The sequence below is a fragment of the Streptomyces sp. P9-2B-2 genome, from assembly GCF_030406865.1.
Taxonomy (GTDB): domain Bacteria; phylum Actinomycetota; class Actinomycetes; order Streptomycetales; family Streptomycetaceae; genus Streptomyces; species Streptomyces platensis.
This window is the reverse complement of record NZ_CP129126.1, coordinates 4,986,029-5,008,009: the sequence shown is the minus strand read 5'-3', so window position 1 is coordinate 5,008,009 and position 21,981 is coordinate 4,986,029. Positions and strand designations below refer to the sequence as shown.

Genomic DNA, 21,981 nt, shown 5'->3' with positions numbered 1-21,981 from the left:
CCGAGGACGTGGTGTGTGCGTCTCCTGGAGTGGACGGTCTGGCGGGCGGCGAGGCCCGCGCCTTGGCTGGTAGGGGTCGGAGCGGCCGTCGGGAGCCACTGCCGCGAGTGGAGGTCGGGCGGCCCTCGGGGGCTGCCGCGGGTGGAGGTCGGGCGCCCGGCGGCCCCGGCGCCATGGGTGGGTGGGGGTCAGCCCGCCCGGAGAGCCACCGTCATCGCCTCGACCGCGAGGAGGGGGGCCACATTGCGGTCCAGGGCCTCGCGGCAGGCGATGACGGCTTCTATCCGGCGGAGGGTGCGTTCGGGGGTCGAGGCGGTGGCGATGCGCTGGACGCTGTCGCGGACCTCGTCGTTGGCGAGGGGTACCGAGGCGCCCATCTGGAGGGCGAGGACGTCGCGGTAGAAGCCGGTGAGGTCGACCAGGGCCAGGTCGAGGCTGTCGCGCTGGGTACGGGTCGAGCGGCGCTTCTGCTTGTCCTGGAGTTCCTTCATGGCGCCGGCCGTGCCGCGCGGCAGCCGTCCGTTGGTGCCGGCCGCGGCGCCGAGGGCGGCGCGCAGTTCTTCGGTCTCCTTGGTGTCGACCTCCTCGGCGACCTGCTTGGCGTCCTCCCCCGCGGCGTCGATCAGCTCCTGGGCGGCCTTGAGGCAGCCGCCGATGTCGTCGACGCGGAGCGGGAGTTTGAGTACGGCGGCCCGGCGGGCGCGGGCGCGCTCGTCGGTGGCGAGGCGGCGGGCCCGGCCGATGTGCCCCTGGGTGGCGCGGGCGGCCCGGCCGGCGGCGTCCGGCTCGATGCCGTCCCGCCGGACGAGGACGTCGGCGACCGCGTCGACCGGTGGCGTACGCAGCGAGAGGAGGCGGCAGCGCGAGCGGATGGTGGGGAGGACGTCCTCCACGGAGGGGGCGCAGAGCAGCCAGACCGTACGGGGCGCGGGTTCCTCGACGGCCTTGAGGAGGACGTTGCCGGCGCCTTCGGTGAGGCGGTCGGCGTCCTCGAGGACGATCACCTGCCAGCGGCCGCCGGACGGGGAGAGCGAGGACCGGCGGACCAGGTCGCGGGTCTCCTTGACGCCGATGGACAGCAGGTCCGTACGGACGATCTCGACATCGGCGTGGGTGCCGATCAGGGCCGTGTGGCAGCCGTCGCAGAAGCCGCAGCCGGGTCCGCCGCCGAGGGCGCGGTCCGGGCTGACGCACTGGAGGGCGGCGGCGAAGGCGCGGGCCGCGGTGGAGCAGCCGGAGCCGGGCGGGCCGGTGAACAGCCAGGCGTGCGTCATCTGGGAGGCGCCGCCGGGGTCCGCGGAAGGCGCCGCCTCACCGCGCGCAGGCTCCCGCCCGGCCTGCCCCGCGGAGACCAGGGCGTCCGCATCGCGCGCGGCCGCGGCCAGCTGCGCCGTCACCCGGCCCTGGCCGACCACGTCGTCCCATACCGCCATCGCTGTCCGCCGTTCCTGTGCCGTTCCGTCTGCCGTGCCGCGCGAAGTGCGGGTGTGCCCGGCCCCGCACACCGCGCAGTGCTCCGCGCCCGACCCATTGTGGTGCAACCCACTGACAAACGAATCCGGAAGCCGGCGCCGGGCGGCCGGACGGCGCCCTCCGGACGCGGAAAACGGCCGCGGCCGCAGCGGGGAAGCTGCGGCCACGGCCGTTCGTACGAGGGCGTCCCGGACGGCTAGCCGCGCCGTCCCCGGCCGCCGCGGCGGCCGTTCCCGCCCCTGCCGTCCGCGTCCTCGTCGGCGCGCGAGCCCAGCAGCTCATCGGCGAGCGTGGGCAGATCATCCAGCGGGGTCTCCTCCGCCCATTCGGGGCGGGGGCGGGCGCGCTGCGGGATCTCGACGGGGTGGCCGGTCTCCGGGTCGATCTGCGGGAGTTCGCGGGTGCGCTCGGCGCGCGACTCCGCGGGGGCGGACGCCGCGCCGTTCCTCCCGGCCGCCGCGTCCGGCGTCTCCTTGCGGAACATCCATGGCGGCACTCGGTCGGCGGGGTCACCGCTCCGCGCGTGCTCGCCGCGGGCCTGGTCGTCCCGTACGGACGGCAGTACGGCGGTCTCCTCGGCGTCCCGTACGGGCGGCAGCACGGCCGTCTCCTCCGGGTCCGCGCCGGTGTCCAGGCCGTGCCAGGGGTCCTGCGTGTCCCGTACCGGAGGCAGCACCGCCGTCTCGTCCGCCGCACGGGAGCCCGGGGCGTCCGGAGTTCCGGGCCGCGGCAGCGACTCCTCGGTCCGCTCGCCGTCCGAGCCGGACGCGGAGGCGTCGTCGGACGTGCCGCCCAGCCGCTTCCGCAGGTCCGCGACGTAGGTCTCCGCCGTGGGCGCGTCGGCCGCCTCCGCCGCCTGCGCCGCCTCGGCCGCGGCCTTGGCCTCGGCCGCCGCAGCCGACTCGGCGGCCGCCTTCCGGGCCTCCTCGGCGCGCACCAGTGCCGCCTCGGCCTTGCGCTGCTTCTCCAGGCGGCGCTCCTCAGCCTCCTTGCGCAGCCGCGCCTCTTCCTCGTGCTGCTTGCGCAGCCGCTCCTGCTCGGCCTGGCGGGCGCGTTCCTCGGCCTCGCGGCGGGCCCGCTCCGCCTCCGCGGCCTGCCGGGCCTCCTCGGCGCGCTTCCGGGCCTCGTCGGCCTGGTGGGCCTCCTCGCGCGCCCTGGCCTCCTCGGCGTCGCGGCGCTTGCGCTCTTCCTCCTCGGCGCGCAGCTTGGCCAGCTGCTCCTGGCGCTCGCGCTCCAGGCGCTCCTCCTCCGCCTTGTGCGCCGCTTCCTCCTCGGCCTTGCGGCGGACCTCTTCCTCGGCGGCCTTACGGGCCTCGGCCTGCGCCTGGACCTCGGTCTCGGACAGCGGGAGCACCTGGTCGAGGCGGTGCCGTACGACGGTGGTGACGGCTTCCGGTTCCTGACCGGCGTCGACGACCAGATAGCGGGCGGGGTCGGCGGCGGCCAGTGTGAGGAAGCCGGACCGTACCCGCTGGTGGAAGGCGGCGGGCTCGGACTCCAGCCGGTCCGGTGCCTCGGTGAAGCGCTCCCGCGCCGTCTCCGGGGAGACGTCGAGCAGCACCGTCAGATGCGGCACCAGGCCGTCCGTGGCCCAGCGCGAGATCCGGGCGATCTCCGTGGGGGCGAGGTTGCGCCCGGCGCCCTGGTAGGCGACCGAGGAGTCGATGTACCGGTCGGTGATGACGACCGCACCGCGCTCCAGGGCCGGCCGGATGACGCTGTTGACGTGCTCGGCCCGGTCGGCGGCGAACATCAGCGCCTCGGCACGGTCCGAGAGCCCGGACGTCGAGACGTCCAGGATGATCGAGCGCAGCCGCTTGCCGATGGCGGTGGCGCCCGGCTCGCGGGTCACCACGACCTCGTGGCCCTTGCCGCGGATCCACTCCGCGAGCGCCTCGACCTGCGTGGACTTACCGGCGCCGTCGCCGCCTTCCAGGGCGATGAAGAAGCCGGTGGGGGCGGGCGCCTGCGCCGGGTCGGCGCCGCGCAGCGCCTCCCACAGATCACTCCGCAGCGGTACGCCCTGCCGGTCGTCGGCCTTGCCGAGCACCAGGGCGGCGACCGGCAGCAGCAACGCACCGGCCAGCATCAGGGTGTAGGCGGCGCCGCCGTACGCGAAGTTGAAGGCACCGTCGCCGAGGTGGTGCGGGCCGATGACGGCCGCCAGCAGCGGCGCGACGATGACGGCCGCGGCGATGGAGAGCCGGACCACGGCGTGCAGATGCTCGGTCGTACGGGCGGCACGGGGCTCCTCGGACTCCTGGTCCAGCAGCACGTGCCCCGTATTGGCGGCGATCCCGGCACTGATACCGGCCAGCAGGGCGAGCAGCAGCACCGTCGTCTGGTCCGGGACCAGACCCATGGCCAGCAGCGCGAGGCCGGTGGCGGCCACCGCGAGGGCGAGCAGCCGGCGCCGGGAGAGCGTGGGCAGCACCCGGTGGGCGCCGCGGATGCCGACGGCCGTACCGCCGGTCAGTGCGAGCACCAGCAGCGCGTAGGCGGCCGGGCCGCCGCTCAGGTCGTAGCCGTGCAGGACGGCGAGCGAGACGGCGGCGGCGAGGGCCGCGGCCACCGCGGCACAGGCGGCCACCAGCAGCGGGATCGCGCCCGTGCGGCCCTTGTCGGCGGCCGTACGGGCGGTGCCGTTCTCCGCCTTCTCGCCCTGGGCCGGCTGTCCGGCGGCCGCTGCTGCGGCCTTGGGGCGGCGCAGTCCCTCCAGAGGGGAGCGCGGCCGCGGCGTCGGCACACCGGGGAACTCGATGAAGTAGAGGATCGATACGGAGGCTGCGAAGAGCCCGGCGGCCACATAGGAGCCGAGCGCGGCCTGGTGGAGGCGGAACCAGTCGATGCCGGTGCCCAGCAGCTTGCTGACGAGCGTGACGACCACCAGGGCGGCGGCCGCGATCGGCAGCGAGACGAAGCTGGTGCGCAGCGAGAGGCGGCGCAGGGCGTCCATGTTGTCGGGCAGCGGGCGGACCGTGGCGCCATCGGGGGGCGGGGTGGGCAGCAGCCCGGGTGCGGCGCTCTCCCGCGCGACGGTCCAGAAGCGTTCGGCGACGCCGGTGACGAAGACCGTGACCAGGAGCCAGGCCAGCGCGTTGTCCGGCGTCCAGCCGAGCCAGAGGGGGGCGATGACCAGCAGCGCGAGCCGCAGCACATCCGCGCCGATCATCGTCCAGCGCCGGTCCAGTGGTCCGGCGGATGGGGGTCCCCCCGCGCGTCGAGCAGCGGGGGAGGTCAGCGCGGACAGCGGGCCCAGCAGAACGGCTCCGAAGAGCAGCATCGCCAGCATCCGGGCCGCGAAGACCGCGGTGACCGCGAGGGCGGCTCCCCGATAACCGCCGCCGAAGGCGGCCTCGCCGCCCAGGGGGACGTACAGCGCCGCCTGTAGGGCGAGCAGTACGAGGACAAGCATGGACAGGGCATCGCCGATGCCCCCGACAAATTGGGCGCTCCACAGCCGCTTCAGTGGGGGGAAGCGGAGCAGGGCTCGCACGGCGCGCTCGCGGGAATCCGCCGCTAGGGCGCCTGAAGTGGGGGTCACGACCGTTGGCTGCTCGGCACGCGTCATCTCGCCAGCCTATCGATACGGTGCGGGGCGTCGAGCGCCTGCCCGAACAAATGGGCGGGCACGACGGAACGTGTCCGCCTTGCCCGCCCTTGTCCTGCGGTTCCGCCGGCCGGGGCCGGCGGTGCCGCCTCAGTCCTCGGCCGACGCCGCCGTCTTCTTCGCCGCCGTCTTCGCGGTGGCCTTCTTGGCGGTGGTCTTCTTCGCCGTGGTCGTCTTCTTCGCCGCGGTCTTCTTGGCGGCCGTCTTCTTCGCGGTGGTCTTCTTCGCCGCCGTCTTCTTCGCCGCCGTCTTCTTCGCCGCCGTCTTCTTCGCCGGCGCCTTCTTGGCCGGCGCCTTCTTCGCGGTCTTCTTCGCCGGCCCCTTGGCGCGCTTCTCCGCCAGCAGCTCGTAGCCCCGCTCGGCGGTGACCGTCTCGACGTCGTCGTCGCGCCGCAGCGTCGCGTTGGTCTCGCCGTCGGTGACATACGCACCGAAGCGGCCGTCCTTGACCACCACCGGCTTACCGCTCACCGGGTCCGTACCCAGCTCCTTCAGCGGCGGCTTGGCGGCGGCCCGCCCGCGCTGCTTGGGCTGGGCGTAGATCGCCAGCGCCTCCTCGACGGTGATCGAGAAGAGCTGATCCTCGGTCTCCAGGGAGCGCGAGTCGGTGCCCTTCTTCAGATACGGGCCGTAGCGGCCGTTCTGCGCGGTGATCTCCACGCCCTCGGGGTCCTTGCCGACGACGCGCGGCAGCGACATCAGCTTGAGCGCGTCCGCCAGCGTCACCGTGTCCAGGGCCATCGACTTGAAGAGCGAGGCGGTGCGCGGCTTGACCGCGTTCTTGCCGGTCTTCGGGGTGCCCTCGGGCAGGATCTCGGTGACGTACGGGCCGTAGCGGCCGTCCTTGGCGACGATCTGGTGGCCGCTGGCCGGGTCCATGCCCAGCTCGAAGTCGCCGCTCGGCTTGGCGAGCAGCTCCTCCGCGTACTCCACGGTCAGCTCGTCGGGCGCCAGGTCGTCGGGCACGTCGGCGCGCTGGTGGCCCTCGGCATCCTTCTCACCGCGCTCCACATACGGGCCGTAGCGGCCGACCCGCAGCTTGATGTCGTCGCTGACCGGGAAGGACGAGATCTCCCGGGCGTCGATCGCGCCGAGGTCCTCGACCAGTTCCTTGAGCCCGCCGAGGTGGTCGCCGTCGCCGTTGCCGGCGTCCGCGGCACCGCCCTCGCCGTGGCCCTCGCCGAAGTAGAAGCGCCGCAGCCACGGCACGGACTGCGCCTCACCACGGGCGATGCGGTCGAGGTCGTCCTCCATCTTGGCGGTGAAGCTGTAGTCGACCAGCCGGCCGAAGTGCTTCTCCAGGAGGTTGACCACCGCGAAGGACAGGAAGGAGGGGACCAGCGCGGTGCCCTTCTTGAAGACATAGCCGCGGTCGAGGATCGTGCCGATGATCGACGCGTAGGTCGACGGGCGGCCGATCTCGCGCTCTTCCAGCTCCTTGACCAGCGTGGCCTCGGTGTAGCGGGCGGGCGGCTTGGTGGCGTGCCCGTCGGCGGTGATCTCCCGCGCGGCCAGCGCGTCGCCCTCGGCGACCTGCGGCAGCCGGCGCTCGCGGTCGTCGAGCTCGGCGTTGGGGTCGTCGGCGCCCTCCACATAGGCCTTCAGGAAGCCGTGGAAGGTGATGGTCTTGCCGGACGCGCTGAACTCGGCGTCCCGGCCGTCGCTGGCCCGGCCACCGATCTTGACCGTGACGGAGTTACCGGTCGCGTCCTTCATCTGGGAGGCGACGGTCCGCTTCCAGATCAGCTCGTAGAGCCGGAACTGGTCGCCGGTCAGCCCCGTCTCGGCCGGGGTGCGGAAGCGGTCGCCGGACGGGCGGATCGCCTCGTGCGCCTCCTGGGCGTTCTTGACCTTGCCGGCGTAGGTGCGCGGCTTGTCCGGCAGGTAGTTCGCGCCGTACAGATGCGTCACCTGCGCCCGGGCCGCGGCGATCGCGGTGTCCGAGAGCGTGGTGGAGTCCGTACGCATATAGGTGATGAAGCCGTTCTCGTACAGCTTCTGCGCCACCTGCATGGTGGCCTTGGCGCCGAAGCCGAGCTTGCGGCTGGCCTCCTGCTGGAGGGTGGTCGTACGGAACGGGGCGTACGGCGAGCGGCGGTAGGGCTTGGACTCGACCGAGCGCACCGCGAAGTCGGTGTTCTCCAGGGCGGCGGCGAGCGCGCGGGCGTTCGCCTCGTCCAGATGGAGCACATCGTTCTTGAGCTGCCCGTTGGAGCCGAAGTCCCGGCCCTGGGCGATACGGCGGCCGTCGACGGTGTTCAGGCGGGCGGTCAGCGTCGAGGGGTCGCTGGCGTCCCCGGCCCGGCCGGTGGAGAAGGTGCCGGTCAGGTCCCAGTACTCGGCGGAGCGGAAGGCGATGCGCTCGCGCTCCCGCTCGACGACGAGACGGGTCGCGACGGACTGCACCCGGCCGGCCGACAGCCGCGGCATGACCTTCTTCCACAGGACCGGCGAGACCTCGTAGCCGTAGAGGCGGTCGAGGATGCGGCGGGTCTCCTGGGCGTCGACCAGCTTCTGGTTCAGATCGCGCGGATTGGCGACGGCCTCGCGGATCGCGTCCTTGGTGATCTCGTGGAAGACCATCCGGTGGACGGGGACCTTGGGCTTGAGGATCTCCTGGAGGTGCCAGGCGATGGCCTCGCCCTCGCGGTCCTCATCTGTGGCGAGGTAGAGCTCATCGGACTCGGCCAGCAGCTCCTTGAGCTTCTTGACCTGGTCCTTCTTGTCACTGTTGACGACGTAGATCGGCTGGAATTCGGCGTCGACATTCACGCCGAGCCGGGCCCAGGGCTCGCCCTTGTACTTCGCCGGGACCTCTGCGGCGCCGTTCGGCAGGTCGCGGATGTGTCCGACGCTGGCCTCGACCACGTAGCCAGGGCCGAGGTAGCCCTTGATCGTCTTCGCCTTGGCGGGCGACTCGACGATGACGAGTCGGCGGCGGCCGCCGTCTGTGGTCTCGCTGGTCGGGGACAACTTCGCTCTTCTCTCCGGTCGACGCTGGGACTGCTCCCCGGCCGGACGCCGGGTCGCACTGCGGTGACGCTTGACGCTGCGGAGTGTGACGGTACCTCCCGGCCCCGTGTCAAACGGAAAAACCCCGCAACGCCACTCGAACGGTAACCCGACTACATGCCTTCATGCCGCCCGGACCGCATCAGGCGCCCGCCACGGGCCCAGGGGGCGGTCCTATGGATCATGACGGGGCCGTCCTGCTCCCCGGTGTCCACACCGGCCGTTCCCCGCGCGCCGCAGCCCCGGCACCTTCGGTGATCTCACACAGTGACGGACCCCCGACGGTTCATCGCTCGCCCGGGGCCGCACACCGCACCGTCCGCCGGCCGGCGACTGTCACAAGGCGGCGCCGGATGCCGTCATTGCCTTGATACAGCACGTGAGCGGGCTGGCAGGATGGACACGGCACGGCTCGCCGTTCGAGCCGGGTACTGCCGTCGTCACGCACACTCGGGGGGATCACCACCCATGGCCAACCAGCACCCCGGACCTCCTCCGGAACAGCCGCCCGGCCAGCCCGGTCAGAACCCTTACGCCACACCGGAGAGCGCTCAGCCCGCCGACCCCGGCTACGGCTATCCGCAGGGCGGCCACCCAGGGGAGCCCGGCTACGGCTATCCCCAGACGCCCGCGCAGCCGCAGCCCGGTTACGGCTTTCCCCAGGCCGGCGCCCAGCCGACGCCCCCGCCCGGTTTCCCGCCGGGCATGCCGCAGCAGCCGGCGCCCGTCGGCTTCCAGCCCGGGGCCCAGCCCGGCGGGATGGCGCTGTCGCTCGGCGATATCGCGGTGACCGGCGACACGGTCATGACGCCCGCCGGGCCGATGCCGCTCCGGGGCGCGGTGTGGACGGCGACCGACATGTCGCGGACGGAGGAGAAGATTCCGGCGCACGCGGTCGTGCTCGCCATCGTCTTCTTCCTCTTCTGTCTGCTGGGGCTGCTCTTCCTCCTGATGAAGGAGCGGGTGACGACCGGGTTCGTCCAGGTCACCGTGAACAGCGGCGGCCGGCACCACGCCACGATGATCCCGGTGCAGTCCCGCGAGCAGGTGATGTTCGTGCTCAACCAGGTCAACTACGCCCGGTCGCTGAGCGTGTGAGCACCGGGGAGTCCTGGGGTCCCGCCGAGCCCGTGGGCCCCACCGGGGCGGCGGTCCGGAGGCGCACCCTCCGCCGGGCGGCGCTCACGCTCGGCCCCGGCGCGGCGGCCGCCGTCTATCTCTGGCACACCGATCCGCACCAGCCGGGGCAGCTGCTGATCCCCTGCCCGTTCAAATGGATCACCGGGCTGCTGTGCCCGCTGTGCGGCGGGACCCGGATGGCGTACGACCTGATGCACGGCGAGGTCGTGACGGCCTTTCACGACAACGCCGTGCTGCTGACGCTGGGCGGGCCGGTCGTGGCGTACGCCGTCGTGCGCTGGCTGGTCGCCGGCCTCCGCGGCCGGGTGTACCGGCCCCGGCTGTCGGGCCGCGGCAACGCCGTGGTGCTCGGCATCGCCGCGGTGTGGATGCTGGCCCGCAATCTCGTGGGCTAGACGACGCGCCACGGGGCTGCCTGACGGTCCGGCCTCGGTCCGGACCGTCAGGCGTCCGTGCGCCGCGTCAGGGCGTCACCGCCTCGACGCGTCAGCACCTCAACGCGTCAGCAACTCGACGCGTCAGAGCCTCAGCGAACGGTGACCGAGACCACCGGCGAGACGGTGCTGCCGGTGGCCATGCGGAGCTGGTTGACGCCCTTGAGGCCGAGCTTGACCCGCACCGCGTACGCACCGCTGGAGTTGACCGGCGTCTGCGCGGGCAGCGAGACCCACTTCGTGCCCTGCTTCTGCTGGACGGTGAGCTTGGTGCCGGCCTTGATGCCCTTGGCCACGCCGGTGATGCGGAACTGCTCCCACGCCTTGACCGTCGTCGCACTGGCCTTGGCCGTCAGGGAGGCGGCGGCCGGAGCGGTAGCCACGGTCGGCGCGGACGTGTGCAGGTCCTGCGGCGCGGCGAAGGCCGCGGCCGAGCCGCCGGCGAGCAGGGAGACGGCGATGGCGCCGACGGTGGCGTAGCGGAGTGCACGGTTCATTGGGGTTCCTCCCTGAGGGGGCCGGCCCGTGGGCCGACCGGCCTGTTGGTGACCTTCACTGAGGGAGATGCCCTGATGGCACCGGAAAGTTCCCGCGTACCGGCACACACCGGCCATTTATGACAGAACTGGCCGGAAGTGAACGGAACGCCTTCCGACGGCAGTTGAGGACGCCGTCCCGTCACCAGGGTGCCGAACGGGCGGGCGGCAGGACGACGGGGTGACGCGGGCGGCTACAACGCCATCAGCAGCCAGCAGCCGGTGGCCAGGAACACCAGCCCGGACAGCAGCGCCGTCACCGTGGCGACCGGACGGCTGACACCGTCGGCGACCGGGGAACCGGTCCGCGCGCACACGCCCGTCCACACCAGAAGTCCGGCGCCGAACAGCGCGAACGCCACACCGGCGAATGCCTCGGGTCCACTCTCCATGCGCGCAGCGTGGCACCCCGGGGCGGCATCCCGGCGAACGCCGGATGAACGACGCCGGTATGTCGTCGGCCGCTCCCCCGTCCGCATCAGCCGTCCACGTCAACGGTCCACATCAACCGCCCGCATCAGCCGCCCGCGGCCACCGGCTCCAGGAACCCCTGCTCGACCAGCATCCGGATCGAGGCCGGGGTACGGTCCCGCAGCAGGACCGGGTCCTCGCCGACGAGTTGGGCGATGGCGTCCAGAATCCGCCCGGCGGGCAGGGTGCCGTCGCACACCCCGGCGAAGCCCGCGCCGACCGTGTCCACCTTCGTGGCGCGCCGCATACCGCGGTTCTGACGCAGCACCACATGCTCCGGGTCCTCCGCCCCGGGCAGCCCGACCTGCTCCTGGACCACCCCATCGGCGAGCCGGAAATGAGCGGCCAGCAGCGCCGCGTCGTCCGTGGACCGCAGATAGTCCTGGCGCTCGAAGTGCGCCACGACCGTCTCCCCCAGCGGCTGCTCGACCGGATGCGGCCATTCCTCGACGGTGATGGAGGAGTTCTCCGAACCGGACTTGCGCAGCGTGATCCAGCCGAAGCCGATGGCCTTGGTCCCGCGCGCCTCGAACTCGTCGAGCCAGGCGTCGTACCGCGCGGCGTACGCCTCGTCGCCCGCCCGGTGGTCGCCCGCGTCGCGCAGCCACAGCTCGGCGTACTGGGTGATGTCCTGCACCTCGCGCTGCACGATCCAGGCGTCACAGCCGCGCGGCACCCAGGACCGCAGCCGGTCCTGCCACTCCTCGCCCGCCACATGCTGCCAATTGGCCAGCAGCTGGCAGTAGCCGCCGTCGTTGAGATACGCGGCGGACTGCTGGACCAGCGTCCGGCACAGGTCGTCGCCGCCCATGCCGCCGTCCCGGTAGGTGAGGCGGGCGCCCGGGGAGATGACGAACGGCGGGTTGGACACGATCAGGTCGTACGTCTCGTCACCGGCCGGCTCGAACAGCGAGCCCTCCCGCAGATCCGCCGCCTCCGCCCCGGAGAGCGCCAGCGTCAGCGCGGTGATCCGCAGCGCCCGGGGGTTGAGGTCGGTGGCCGTGACGCGGGTGGCGTGCTGGGCGGCGTGCAGCGCCTGGATGCCGGAGCCGGTGCCGAGGTCGAGCGCCTTGCCGACCGGGCGGCGCACGGTGAGCCCGGCCAGGGTCGTGGACGCCCCGCCGACGCCGAGCACCAGCTCCGCGCGGTCCGCCTCCCCGACGCCCCGGATACCGCCGGCCCCGCCGACCGCACAGCCCAGGTCGGAGACGATCCACCAGTCCTGCCCCTCGGGGCCGCCGTACGGCCGCACGTCCACACTGGCGCGCAGCTCGTCGCCGTCCTGCACCAGCCAGCCGTCGGCGAGGCAGTCCGCGACCGGCAGCGCGGCCTGTGCGCGCCGCCGCTCCACCGGGCGCTGGAGCAGGAACAGCCGCACCAGGGTCTCCAGCGGGCTGTCACCGCGGGTCGCCCGCAGGGCGGGGACGGTCTCGCTGCGCGCCAGCGCGGCATAGGCGGGCGCGCCGAGCAGCTCCAGCAGCCCGTCGGCGGTGAAGGCGGCGGCCAGCAGCGCCGCGCGCAGCCGGGCGGTACGGGCGTGGCTCTCGGGGTCCTGGGCATCTGCGGTGGGGAGGTGCGTACTCACGCCCACCATTGTCGGCCCTGCCACTGACAAACGGCGACGGCCCGGCGCCACGCCCGCTCCGGGCGCGTCGCCGGGCCGTCGGAGCCGGTGCCGGTCCGCGGCTTCCCGGCCCGTCCGACTCCCGTGGCCGTTACGACTTCTTGGACTGTGTCGGCGCCGGGGAACCGGACGCGGCGGGGTTCTGACACCCCTTCTGGGCGGCCATCGCCGTACCGACGTCACCGGCCTCCAGGTTCTTGAAGGCGGCCTCGCTCTGCTTGTTGAGCTTGTTGATGCCGTTGGACAGGTCGCGCAGACCGTCCGCGAACTTCAGCTTGTCCGAGGTGTCGAGGCTGTCGACCTGCTTCTGGAGGTCCGCGTAGCCCTTGGAGAGCGAGTTGAGCTCCTTGACGGCGTTCTGCTGGGCCTGCTTGCCCTGTTCGGTCGGCGGCGGCCCGGCCTTCTCCAGGGACTTGGCCAGCGAGGCGTAGGCGCCGGAAATCTTCTCGAAGGCGGCCGAGTCGGTCTGCTGGACCTTCTTGGAGTCCGTGCTGCCGTTATCGGCCGTCTGCATGGCGCCGTTGGCGTCCTGGATCTTCTTGAACTGAGCCTGCGCAGGGTCGCAGAAACTCTTCGCCCAGTCATTGAGCTTTTTGTTGCTGTCGTCGCTGCAACCGGTCAGCGCGAGCACCAGTGCGGCACCGCCGGACAGTGCAGCCACAAGCTTCTTGTTCACCGGATTGGTCCCTTCCATGGCTCTCGGCCCCGGAACATACACGCCGAAAGGGCCTCGCCCACCGGTCGGGCATCCCGCCCTGCCCTCATTGCAGCCATTTGCACCAAGGACCGCAGGGCCACCCGGGCACACGGAAGGCGGGTGGCCGGCGTCTGCAAAATACGCCGTCCACCCGCCCAGTTGAGCGGTCCGCGCGCCCTGTTGGTGCTCCTCGACGGCTAGGAAGCCACTGCCGTCTTGGCCGACTTGGCGATGCTTTCCGGATCTTCGGAGTTGTCTTCGTCACCCACGGCGATTCCACGCCGCTTCGAGACGTAGACCGCACCGACGATGACGGCGATCGCCAGCAGCGCGACCACGAGCCGGACACCCGTGCTCTTGTCCTGGCCGTAGGAGAACTGGACCACCGCGGGGGCGATCAGCAGCGCCACCAGGTTCATGACCTTCAGCAGCGGATTGATCGCCGGTCCCGCGGTGTCCTTGAACGGATCGCCGACGGTGTCACCGATGACCGTCGCGGCATGCGCCTCGCTGCCCTTGCCGCCGTGGTGCCCGTCCTCGACCAGCTTCTTGGCGTTGTCCCACGCGCCACCGGAGTTGGCGAGGAAGACCGCCATCAGCGTGCCGGTGCCGATCGCACCCGCCAGGAACGAGCCGAGCGCGCCGACGCCGAGCGAGAAGCCGACCGCGATCGGGGTGAGCACGGCCAGCAGCCCGGGAGTGGCCAGCTCACGCAGCGCGTCCTTGGTGCAGATGTCCACGACCCGCCCGTACTCGGGCTTCTCGCTGTAGTCCATGATCCCGGGGTGCTCCCGGAACTGCCGACGCACCTCGAAGACCACCGCTCCCGCCGACCGCGACACCGCGTTGATCGCCAGCCCGGAGAACAGGAAGACGACCGAGGCGCCGAGGATCAGCCCGACCAGGTTGTTGGGCTGCGAGATGTCCAGGCTGAGCCCCATGCCGGTGGCGGCGCTGCCGACGCCCCGTACGGCGGTGGCGATCGCGTCCCGGTACGAGCCGAAGAGCGCGGCCGCGGCCAATACGGCCGTCGCGATGGCGATGCCCTTGGTGATGGCCTTGGTCGTGTTGCCGACCGCGTCCAGGTCGGTCAGCACCTTCGCGCCGGCACCGGTGACATCACCGGACATCTCGGCGATGCCCTGCGCGTTGTCGGAGACCGGGCCGAAGGTGTCCATCGCCACGATCACGCCGACAGTGGTCAGCAGGCCGGTGCCGGCCAGCGCCACCGCGAACAGCGCCAGCATGATGGAGGCGCCGCCCAGCAGGAACGCTCCGTAGACGGCCAGGCCGATCAGCACCGCCGAGTAGACGGCCGACTCCAGGCCGATCGAGATACCGGAGAGGATGACGGTGGCCGGGCCGGTCAGCGAGGTCTTCCCGATGTCCCGCACGGGCCGCCGGTTGGTCTCGGTGAAGTAGCCGGTCAGCTGCTGGATCAGCGCGGCCAGCACGATGCCGATGGCGACCGCCACCAGCGCCAGCATCCGCGGGTCGCCGGCGCGGCTCAGGATCTCGACGTCGGTGACGCCCTTCAGGCCCTGGTAGCTGGACGGCAGGTAGGTGAACACCGCGACGGCCACCAGGACCAGCGAGATGCCCGCGGAGATGAAGAAGCCGCGGTTGATGGCCGTCATGCCGCTGCGGTCGCTGCGCCGGGGCGCGACCACGAAGATGCCGATCATCGCGGTGAGCACACCGATGGCCGGGACCAGCAGCGGGAAGGCGAGCCCGGCGTCGCCGAAGGCCGCCATGCCCAGGATGAGCGCGGCGACCAGGGTGACCGCGTACGACTCGAAGAGGTCGGCGGCCATACCGGCGCAGTCACCGACGTTGTCGCCCACGTTGTCCGCGATGGTCGCGGCGTTGCGCGGGTCGTCCTCGGGGATGCCCTGCTCGACCTTGCCGACGAGGTCGGCGCCGACGTCCGCGGCCTTGGTGAAGATGCCGCCGCCGACCCTCATGAACATCGCGATCAGCGCGGCGCCGAGACCGAAGCCCTCCAGCACCTTGGGCGCGTCGACCGCGTACACGAGCACCACGCAGGAGGCACCGAGCAGTCCCAGCCCCACGGTGAACATTCCGACGACGCCACCCGTACGGAAAGCGATCTTCATCGCCTTGTGCGAGACGGCCGTAAGATCCTTTTCCTTGGTTTCGCCCTCGGCCGGAGTGGCTTCCCGGGCGGCCGCCGCGACGCGCACATTGCTGCGTACGGCGAGCCACATGCCGATATAGCCGGTGGCCGCCGAGAATCCGGCGCCGATCAAGAAGAAGGCGCTGCGTCCGGCGCGCTGCGTCCAATTCTCCGCAGGCAGCAGCATGAGCAGGAAGAACACCACGACGGCGAATACGCCGAGGGTCCGCAACTGCCGGGCCAGGTAGGCATTTGCGCCTTCCTGCACGGCCGCCGCGATCTTCTTCATACTGTCGGTTCCCTCACCGGCCGCGAGCACTTGGCGGACCAGCACCGCCGCGACAGCCAGCGCCGCCAGGGCGACCACGGCGATCACCAGCACGATGCCGCGGTTGCCCGCCGTAAGTGACGGCCCGGCCAGAAAAGTGGGGGTGTCAAGCAACTGAGGGGTGTAAGGCCCCGCCATTCGTCCTCCTTGACGTTTGGCACATGGGCGCGCGGAAGCACGCTCAGGCGTCCTGAGCAAGATGTGGACGGATTGTAGGGAGCCGCGGTTGATCAAAACAGTACGCGTCAAAGGGAATTCGCCGTGAGCGGCGAAGATCAAAAGGCCGACGCGGTACGGAATTCGCCCGGACGAAGGAAAGCCACGAATTCGCTGACCACTGCCCGATGATCTCTCTGTCGTACTGATCGCCTATGGACCGCCCACTGATCGCCGCTGCTCAAGGACGCCGCCTCGACGACTGGGCCGATTGAGGTGCGCGTGACACCGGAGAGAATTGATCCACCCCACTACGGCCGAACGGGTGACCCGGGCCGCGCGACCCCCTCCCCGGCACCCCATGAAGCACCGTCAGATCGAGTCCGGATCGCAACGCATGCGACGGGAGCGATGACCGGGATGAGGTGGTGAGGGGGAGGCTGTGGCGGGGGCGCGGGGGAGGCTGTGGCGCGGCGTGCGAGGCGTGCGAGGCGGTCCGGGAGTGCGCCGGGGCGGTCTGGGGATGGGCGCGCCGGGCGGTCCGGGCAGGGCGCGGGGGCGGTCCGGTGGGGCTGCGAGAGCGGCCCGAGGGTGCGCCGGGGCGGTCCGGGGCGGGGCGCAGGGTCGGCAGCGTCCCAGCGCCTCAGGCGAACGGGGGCGGAGCCCTCACCGGGCCGGAGCCATCGGGGGACCTCAGGGGCCGGGACCGGCGGCAGCATGGGGTCTGAGGGCGGCAGAGGGCCGTATGGGCGCCTCTCCGGCGATCTCGTGGCCGGGGACATCACCCTCGTGGAGCGGGCCCGCCACAACCGCTGCCCTCGCCGCCATCGCCCTCGGGGCCTTCGGCGCGTGGATGGGTGAATGAGTGGAAGAACTGTGGGCCGGTGGACGTGACGGTTCGTGCCGCGTCACCTACGGACAGCGCGGCTCGGAGACATCCCGCTGAAGGGGCCGTCGGATCGAAGCCCTACGGCAGAACCGCGGCCGTCGTCGTGGGCCAGGTCATGCGGATCAGCCCGCCGTCCTTGCCGGCGGTGACCTCGACATCGTCGACCAGCCCGCTGATCACGGCGAGGCCCATTTCGTCCTCGCCCTCGGCGTCGCTCTCCGCGACGCCCTCGGCCTCGTCGGCACCCCGCGCCGTACCGGAGTCGCCGGTCACCCCGTCGCCCACCTCGATCGAGAACTTCTTCTCGTCCTCGATCAGCAGGACCCGGACCGGCGAGGTGATGTCATGGCTCTCGTGCAGGCCCACGGCCCGGCTGCACGCCTCACCGACGGCGAGCCGCACCTCGTCCAGCACGGCCTCGTCCACTCCCGCGCGCCGTGCCACAGCAGCCGCGACCAGACGCGCGGTGCGGACATGCTCGGGAAGGGCGCTGAAGCGAAGTTCGACGGTGGCCATGCCATCCCCCTCGATATGCGGGCGTGCGACGCAGGGGGCCGGACCTCCGTCCGGTACCCCCCACTTCTTCCTCCCCCGCGCCTGGTGGCGCGGGGGACCGGCAAGACCGTCAGTCAGTCGCTGAGACGGCTTCCTCGACCGAGGTGTGAATCGGGAACACCTTGGTCAGTCCGGTGATACGGAAGATCTTGAGAATGCGCTCCTGGTTGCAGACCAGGCGCAGCGAGCCCTCATGGGCACGCACCCGCTTGAGCCCGCCGACCAGCACGCCGAGCCCAGTGGAGTCCAGGAAGTCGACACGTTCCATGTCCACCACGAGGTGGTAGCTTCCGTCGTTCACAAGCTCGACCAGCTGCTCCCGCAGCTTGGGCGCGGTGTATACATCAATCTCGCCACCGACCTCGACGACCGTACGGTCGCCAACGGTCCGGGTCGACAGGGACAGGTCCACGGATCCTCCAGCACCTTGCTATCGAGCGGTCGCCCCCCTGGGGCCTCCCCACCGAAGGTAGGGGCGGATCTGGCAGCCGCCATGGCATTCAATCACTTACCAGCGGGCGTGCACGACGCCCTTTCAGCATTGTCCGTCACTCCGGTGACACACTCGGTGCCGATGGCCTCCATTCCACTCCCGCCGGATGCGGGCGCACGCACGTCCCCAGGCATGATTCTCGAACGTCTCGCCCGGGGCGCGACCCGCGCTGCGCGCATCACTCATACGGAGCACTTGCCCCCGCGCATCGGCCGCCATGCCGACTGGCCGGAACAGATCCGGCCGGAAGTGATCGCTGCCATCCGCTCAGCCGGAATCGAGCGCCCCTGGGCCCACCAGGCACGGACGTCCGAACACGCACTGCGCGGCGAATCGGTCGTCGTCGCCACCGGCACCGCCTCGGGGAAGTCCCTGGCGTATCTGGCGCCGGTCCTCTCCACGCTCCTGGACGGCTCCGAGGCCCCGAACGGGAGAGGGGCCACGGCCCTGTATCTGGCCCCCACGAAGGCGCTGGCGGCCGATCAGCGGCGCGCCGTCCGTGAACTGGCCGCCCCGCTGGGCACCGCCGTCCGGCCGGCGGTCTACGACGGCGACACCCCCGTCGAGGAGCGCGAATGGGTCCGCCAATACGGCAACTACGTCCTGACCAACCCCGACATGCTGCATCGCGGCATCCTGCCGTCGCACCCCCGCTGGTCCTCCTTCCTGCGGGCGCTGCGCTATGTCGTCATCGATGAATGCCACAGCTACCGCGGCGTTTTCGGCTCCCATGTCGCGCAGGTCGTCCGCCGACTGCGCCGTATCTGCGCGCGATACGGCTCCGAACCGGTCTTTCTGCTCGCCTCCGCCACGGCCGCGGAGCCGGGCCAGGCCGCGACCCGGCTCACCGGGCTGCCCGTGGTGGAGATCACCGAGGACACCTCGCCGCGCGGCGAGTTGGTCTTCGCGCTGTGGGAGCCGCCGCTGACCGAACTCCACGGCGAGCAGGGCGCCCCGGTCCGCCGGACCGCCACCGCCGAGAGCGCGGATCTGCTCACCGATCTCGCCGTCCAGGGCGTACGCACCGTCGCCTTCGTCCGCTCCCGGCGCGGCGCCGAACTGATCGCCCTCATCGCGCAGGAGCGGCTCGCGGAGGTGGACCGCTCGCTGCCCGGCCGGGTCGCCGCCTACCGGGGCGGCTACCTGCCCGAGGAACGCCGCGCCCTGGAACGTGCCCTGCACAGCGGTGAGCTGCTCGGCCTGGCCGCCACCACCGCGCTCGAACTGGGTGTGGACGTCTCCGGTCTGGACGCCGTGGTCATCGCCGGATATCCAGGGACCCGGGCGTCGTTGTGGCAGCAGGCCGGCCGGGCGGGCCGCTCCGGGCAGGGCGCGCTCGCCGTGCTCGTGGCCCGCGACGACCCGCTGGACACCTATCTCGTCCACCATCCCGAGGCGCTCTTCGACCAGCCCGTCGAGTCCACCGTCCTGGACCCCGACAACCCGTACGTGCTCGCCCCGCACCTGTGCGCGGCCGCCGCCGAACTCCCGCTCACCGCATCCGACTTCCCGCTCTTCGGGCCCACGGCCGGCGGGCTGATGCCGCAGCTGGAGGCCGCGAATCTGCTGCGCCGGCGGGCCAAGGCCTGGCACTGGACGCGCCGCGAGCGCGCCGCCGACCTCACCGACATCCGCGGGCAGGGCGGCTCGCCGGTGCAGATCGTGGAGGCCGGTACGGGGCGACTGCTGGGCACCGTGGACGCCGCCGCCGCGCACACCACCGTCCATGACGGCGCGGTGCACCTCCACCAGGGCCGTACCTATGTCGTGCAGCAGCTCGATCTCGCCGACGACGTGGCGCTCGTCGAGGAGGCCGCCCCGCCCTATTCCACGACCGCCCGGGACACCACCGCGATCAGCATCCTGGAGACCGACACCGAGATCCCCTGGGGCGACGCCCGGTTGTGCTTCGGGTCCGTCGAGGTCACCAACCAGGTCGTCTCCTTCCTGCGCCGCAAGCTGATCACCGGCGAGGTCCTCGGTGAGACCAAGCTCGATCTGCCGCCCCGTACGCTGCGCACCCGCGCGGTGTGGTGGACCGTCACCGAGGACCAACTCGACGCCGCCCGCGTCAATCCCGAGCAGCTGGGCGGCGCCCTGCACGCCGCGGAACACGCCTCCATCGGCATGCTGCCGCTCTTCGCCACCTGCGACCGCTGGGACATCGGCGGCGTCTCCGTGCCGCTCCACCCGGACACCCTGCTGCCGACCGTCTTCGTCTACGACGGCCACCCGGGCGGCGCCGGATTCGCCGAACGCGCCTTCCACACGGCCGCCGACTGGCTCACCGCCACCCGCCACGCCATCGCCTCCTGCGAATGCGAGGCCGGCTGCCCTTCCTGCATCCAGTCCCCCAAGTGCGGCAACGGCAACGACCCGCTCCACAAGCGCGGAGCCATCCGGTTGCTGAGCGAGCTGCTGCGGGGGGCGCGGCAGGGGGCGTAGGTGGGGCGCTGGTGTGGCCCGGGCGCGGGCCGTGGTGGCCGGAGCCGGTTCGGCTCGGGGCAGCGCCGGGTCGCCGGGCCCCGGTGGTCCCGCCCGTGCCCGTACCTGCGCGGTGAACGGGCGGCTGCCCGCCTCGGCCGAGACATCGGCGATCTGCCCGGTCACCGCGCAGCGCACCAGGCGGGTGTGCTGCGCGGCCGCCACCCGGCGGGCCGCCGCACAGGCCACGGCCGGGCCCTGAAGGGCCTGATCCGCGGCGGCCAGCGCAGCCAGGTCCGCGGCGCCACCCGCCCGGTGCCGCGCCGCAACGGCCTGGCCCACGCCGACCAGGGCCACGAAGACCGCGCAGAGCGCCGCCACGGCGAAGACCGTCCAGACCGTCGCCGAGCCCTCATCGCCGTACCGTCTCTTCCGCAAGAGCCACCGCCTCCCCCGTGACCTGCGCCGTCAGCCGCCATACGCCGGGCAGCTCGGCCGCGACCCGCACACGCACCAGAGCGCCCTCCCGTGCCAGGGCGATCCGCGCGCCCCGTGGTGCCGCGCTCCGGGCCGCCGAGATCACCGCCGCCCGTGGTTCCGACCGCGCCGCGGCACGCGCCCCGGCCCGCGCCGCGTCCACACACTCGATACGGGCGCAGACCGCCATCAACCCCCAGATGAGCGCCATCACCACCGCCACCAGGACGGGTATGACCACTGCCGTCTCCGCCGTCACAAAACCGGCGTCGCGAGTCCGCAGGACGCCCCGAGCCCGCAGGCCCGGGGCACCGCCGTCAGAACTGCACATTGATCGCCCTCTCGAGCGTCGACCGCAGCAATGCCTGAACCGGTCCACTCGTCACGACCTTGTAGAGCACCGCGGCCAGGGCACACGCCGCGAGCGTCCCGACGGCGTACTCCGCCGTGGTCATCCCCCGGTCGTCGCCCGCGACCGCGCGCAGCTTCGCCCACCACCGTCGCAACATTCCGCCCCGAAACATTCGAACCCCCTTTGAACGGCCCCTAGGAAGGGCCACTGATCTTTGACCTCTGGTGAATGGCTTCTTCTGATGAGTGACTTCTGAGAGCACGACTCGCCAACTCACCCCGCCGTGCCCCCCCCGTGCACCGACCCACGAACGCAGCCCGCCCGCCGCTCAGTTACGTCCCAGCAACCCGCCTGCCAGGCCGATCAGCACAGGCGCGACCCCGAGCGTCAGGAACGCCGGCAGGAAGCATGCCGACAGCGGCAGGGTGACCAGCACCCCGGCCCGTCGGGCCTGTGCGGTCGCCGTCCGGGCCTGCTCCGCCCGGAGTTCGGCGGCGATCCGGGACGCCGACTCGACGGCCGGTACCCCAGATATCCCGGCGCGCTCCATACAGCGCGCCAGCCCTTCCGCACCGGGGAGCGCGGCCAACCGTGGCCACACGACCGCCGGTTCACCGCCCAGGCGCAGTTCCGCCGCAATTTGGCGCAGCCGCTCGGCGACCGGCCCGTCGAGCGACCGACCCACCGCCTCGGCCGATTCCCGTGGTCCGGCCCCGGCCGCGAGGCAGGCCGCCAGCAGATCGCCGGCCGGCGCCAGCTCCGCCCGTACCTCGGCGGCCGCCGACCGGACCGCCTCCGCACCCCGTTGCCGCACCAGGTGACGATGCGCCCCGTAGCCCACGGCGAGTCCCACCAGGACTCCCGTCATGCCACCGACGAGGATGAACACGAGTCCGGCCGCCCCCAGGGGCCCGGCCCAGTCCAACGGGCGGCCATTCCGTGGCGTGCCGTTCGCGACCGTGGCTGTCCGCCGCCACCAGGCGCGGGCGGACGACCTGGTCCCGGCCCCGGCCCTCCCTCTCCGGTCCTGTCCGTCGGCCCACACCGCCGAGAGCCGTCTCCGCACGGCACGTCCGTCGCGTGCTTCCCGCACCAGCGCGAGGGCGCACAGCACCGCCGCCACGGCGGTGACCGCCATCCCCACCCTGTGGACAACTTCCGCACTCACACCGA

Annotated in this window: 16 protein-coding genes and 1 pseudogene; 3 read left to right on the top strand and 14 right to left on the bottom strand. The window is 72.2% G+C overall.

The features are described 5' to 3' along the window. Positions 1-188 precede the first annotated feature (188 nt). From QT196_RS21945 to topA, 3 genes are all read right to left on the bottom strand, one after another. The gene (locus QT196_RS21945; RefSeq protein WP_168480673.1) at positions 189-1,433 is read right to left on the bottom strand and encodes a DNA polymerase III subunit delta'; all 1,245 of its coding nucleotides are present in this window, start codon (positions 1,431-1,433) and stop codon (positions 189-191) included. Between the two features lie 236 nt (positions 1,434-1,669). After that, positions 1,670-5,044: a dTMP kinase gene (gene tmk / locus QT196_RS21940; protein ID WP_290355479.1), complete on the bottom strand. Its 3,375-nt coding sequence runs from the start codon at positions 5,042-5,044 to the stop codon at positions 1,670-1,672. A gap of 129 nt (positions 5,045-5,173) precedes the next feature. After that, a complete protein-coding gene (gene topA, locus QT196_RS21935; RefSeq protein WP_290355478.1) occupies positions 5,174-8,056 on the bottom strand; it encodes a type I DNA topoisomerase in 2,883 nt (960 codons plus the stop codon). A gap of 507 nt (positions 8,057-8,563) precedes the next feature. Between topA and QT196_RS21930 the strand changes: the two genes are divergently transcribed. After that, positions 8,564-9,193, top strand: coding sequence for a hypothetical protein (locus QT196_RS21930; RefSeq protein WP_266737912.1), 630 nt, complete (start codon positions 8,564-8,566; stop codon positions 9,191-9,193). Next, a complete protein-coding gene (locus tag QT196_RS21925) occupies positions 9,190-9,630 on the top strand; it encodes a DUF2752 domain-containing protein (protein ID WP_168480670.1) in 441 nt (146 codons plus the stop codon). The genes QT196_RS21930 and QT196_RS21925 overlap by 4 nt, the downstream gene beginning before the upstream one ends. Positions 9,631-9,761: 131 nt before the next feature. Here the strand turns inward: QT196_RS21925 and QT196_RS21920 are convergent, their stop codons facing one another. The 7 genes from QT196_RS21920 to bldG form a co-directional block, all read right to left on the bottom strand. Continuing rightward, the gene (locus QT196_RS21920; RefSeq protein WP_168480669.1) at positions 9,762-10,166 is read right to left on the bottom strand and encodes a hypothetical protein; all 405 of its coding nucleotides are present in this window, start codon (positions 10,164-10,166) and stop codon (positions 9,762-9,764) included. 233 nt (positions 10,167-10,399) lie between these two features. Next, positions 10,400-10,597 carry a hypothetical protein gene (locus QT196_RS21915; RefSeq protein WP_168480668.1) on the bottom strand — a complete coding sequence of 66 codons (198 nt, stop codon included), beginning with the start codon at positions 10,595-10,597 and terminating at the stop codon, positions 10,400-10,402. Between the two features lie 125 nt (positions 10,598-10,722). Then, positions 10,723-12,261, bottom strand: coding sequence for a methyltransferase (locus QT196_RS21910; protein ID WP_168480667.1), 1,539 nt, complete (start codon positions 12,259-12,261; stop codon positions 10,723-10,725). 130 nt (positions 12,262-12,391) lie between these two features. After that, a complete protein-coding gene (locus QT196_RS21905) occupies positions 12,392-12,976 on the bottom strand; it encodes a small secreted protein (protein WP_168480666.1) in 585 nt (194 codons plus the stop codon). 218 nt (positions 12,977-13,194) lie between these two features. Next, positions 13,195-15,600: a sodium-translocating pyrophosphatase gene (locus QT196_RS21900; RefSeq protein ID WP_168480665.1), complete on the bottom strand. Its 2,406-nt coding sequence runs from the start codon at positions 15,598-15,600 to the stop codon at positions 13,195-13,197. Between the two features lie 985 nt (positions 15,601-16,585). After that, the gene (locus tag QT196_RS21895) at positions 16,586-17,023 is read right to left on the bottom strand and encodes an ATP-binding protein (protein WP_085923241.1); all 438 of its coding nucleotides are present in this window, start codon (positions 17,021-17,023) and stop codon (positions 16,586-16,588) included. A gap of 109 nt (positions 17,024-17,132) precedes the next feature. Continuing rightward, positions 17,133-17,474: an anti-sigma factor antagonist BldG gene (bldG, locus tag QT196_RS21890; protein ID WP_018089983.1), complete on the bottom strand. Its 342-nt coding sequence runs from the start codon at positions 17,472-17,474 to the stop codon at positions 17,133-17,135. Between the two features lie 81 nt (positions 17,475-17,555). Here bldG and QT196_RS21885 point away from each other — a divergent pair, with 81 nt between their 5' ends. Next, on the top strand, positions 17,556-20,000 hold the full coding sequence (locus QT196_RS21885; protein WP_168480664.1) for a DEAD/DEAH box helicase: 2,445 nt from the start codon (positions 17,556-17,558) through the stop codon (positions 19,998-20,000). A 78-nt stretch (positions 20,001-20,078) separates the two neighbouring features. Here the strand turns inward: QT196_RS21885 and QT196_RS21880 are convergent. From QT196_RS21880 to QT196_RS21865, 4 genes and pseudogenes are all read right to left on the bottom strand, one after another. Continuing rightward, positions 20,079-20,417: pseudogene (locus QT196_RS21880) on the bottom strand (Rv3654c family TadE-like protein); the annotation flags it as partial. Further along, on the bottom strand, positions 20,392-20,787 hold the full coding sequence (locus tag QT196_RS21875) for a TadE family type IV pilus minor pilin (RefSeq protein WP_266737923.1): 396 nt from the start codon (positions 20,785-20,787) through the stop codon (positions 20,392-20,394). The pseudogene QT196_RS21880 and the gene QT196_RS21875, both read right to left, overlap by 26 nt. Then, positions 20,774-20,965 (bottom strand): DUF4244 domain-containing protein, encoded by a 192-nt coding sequence (locus QT196_RS21870; protein ID WP_290355477.1) that lies wholly within the window; start codon positions 20,963-20,965, stop codon positions 20,774-20,776. The genes QT196_RS21875 and QT196_RS21870 overlap by 14 nt, the downstream gene beginning before the upstream one ends. A gap of 171 nt (positions 20,966-21,136) precedes the next feature. Beyond that, the gene (locus QT196_RS21865; RefSeq protein WP_282189764.1) at positions 21,137-21,976 is read right to left on the bottom strand and encodes a type II secretion system F family protein; all 840 of its coding nucleotides are present in this window, start codon (positions 21,974-21,976) and stop codon (positions 21,137-21,139) included. Between the last annotated feature and the right edge of the window lie 5 nt (positions 21,977-21,981).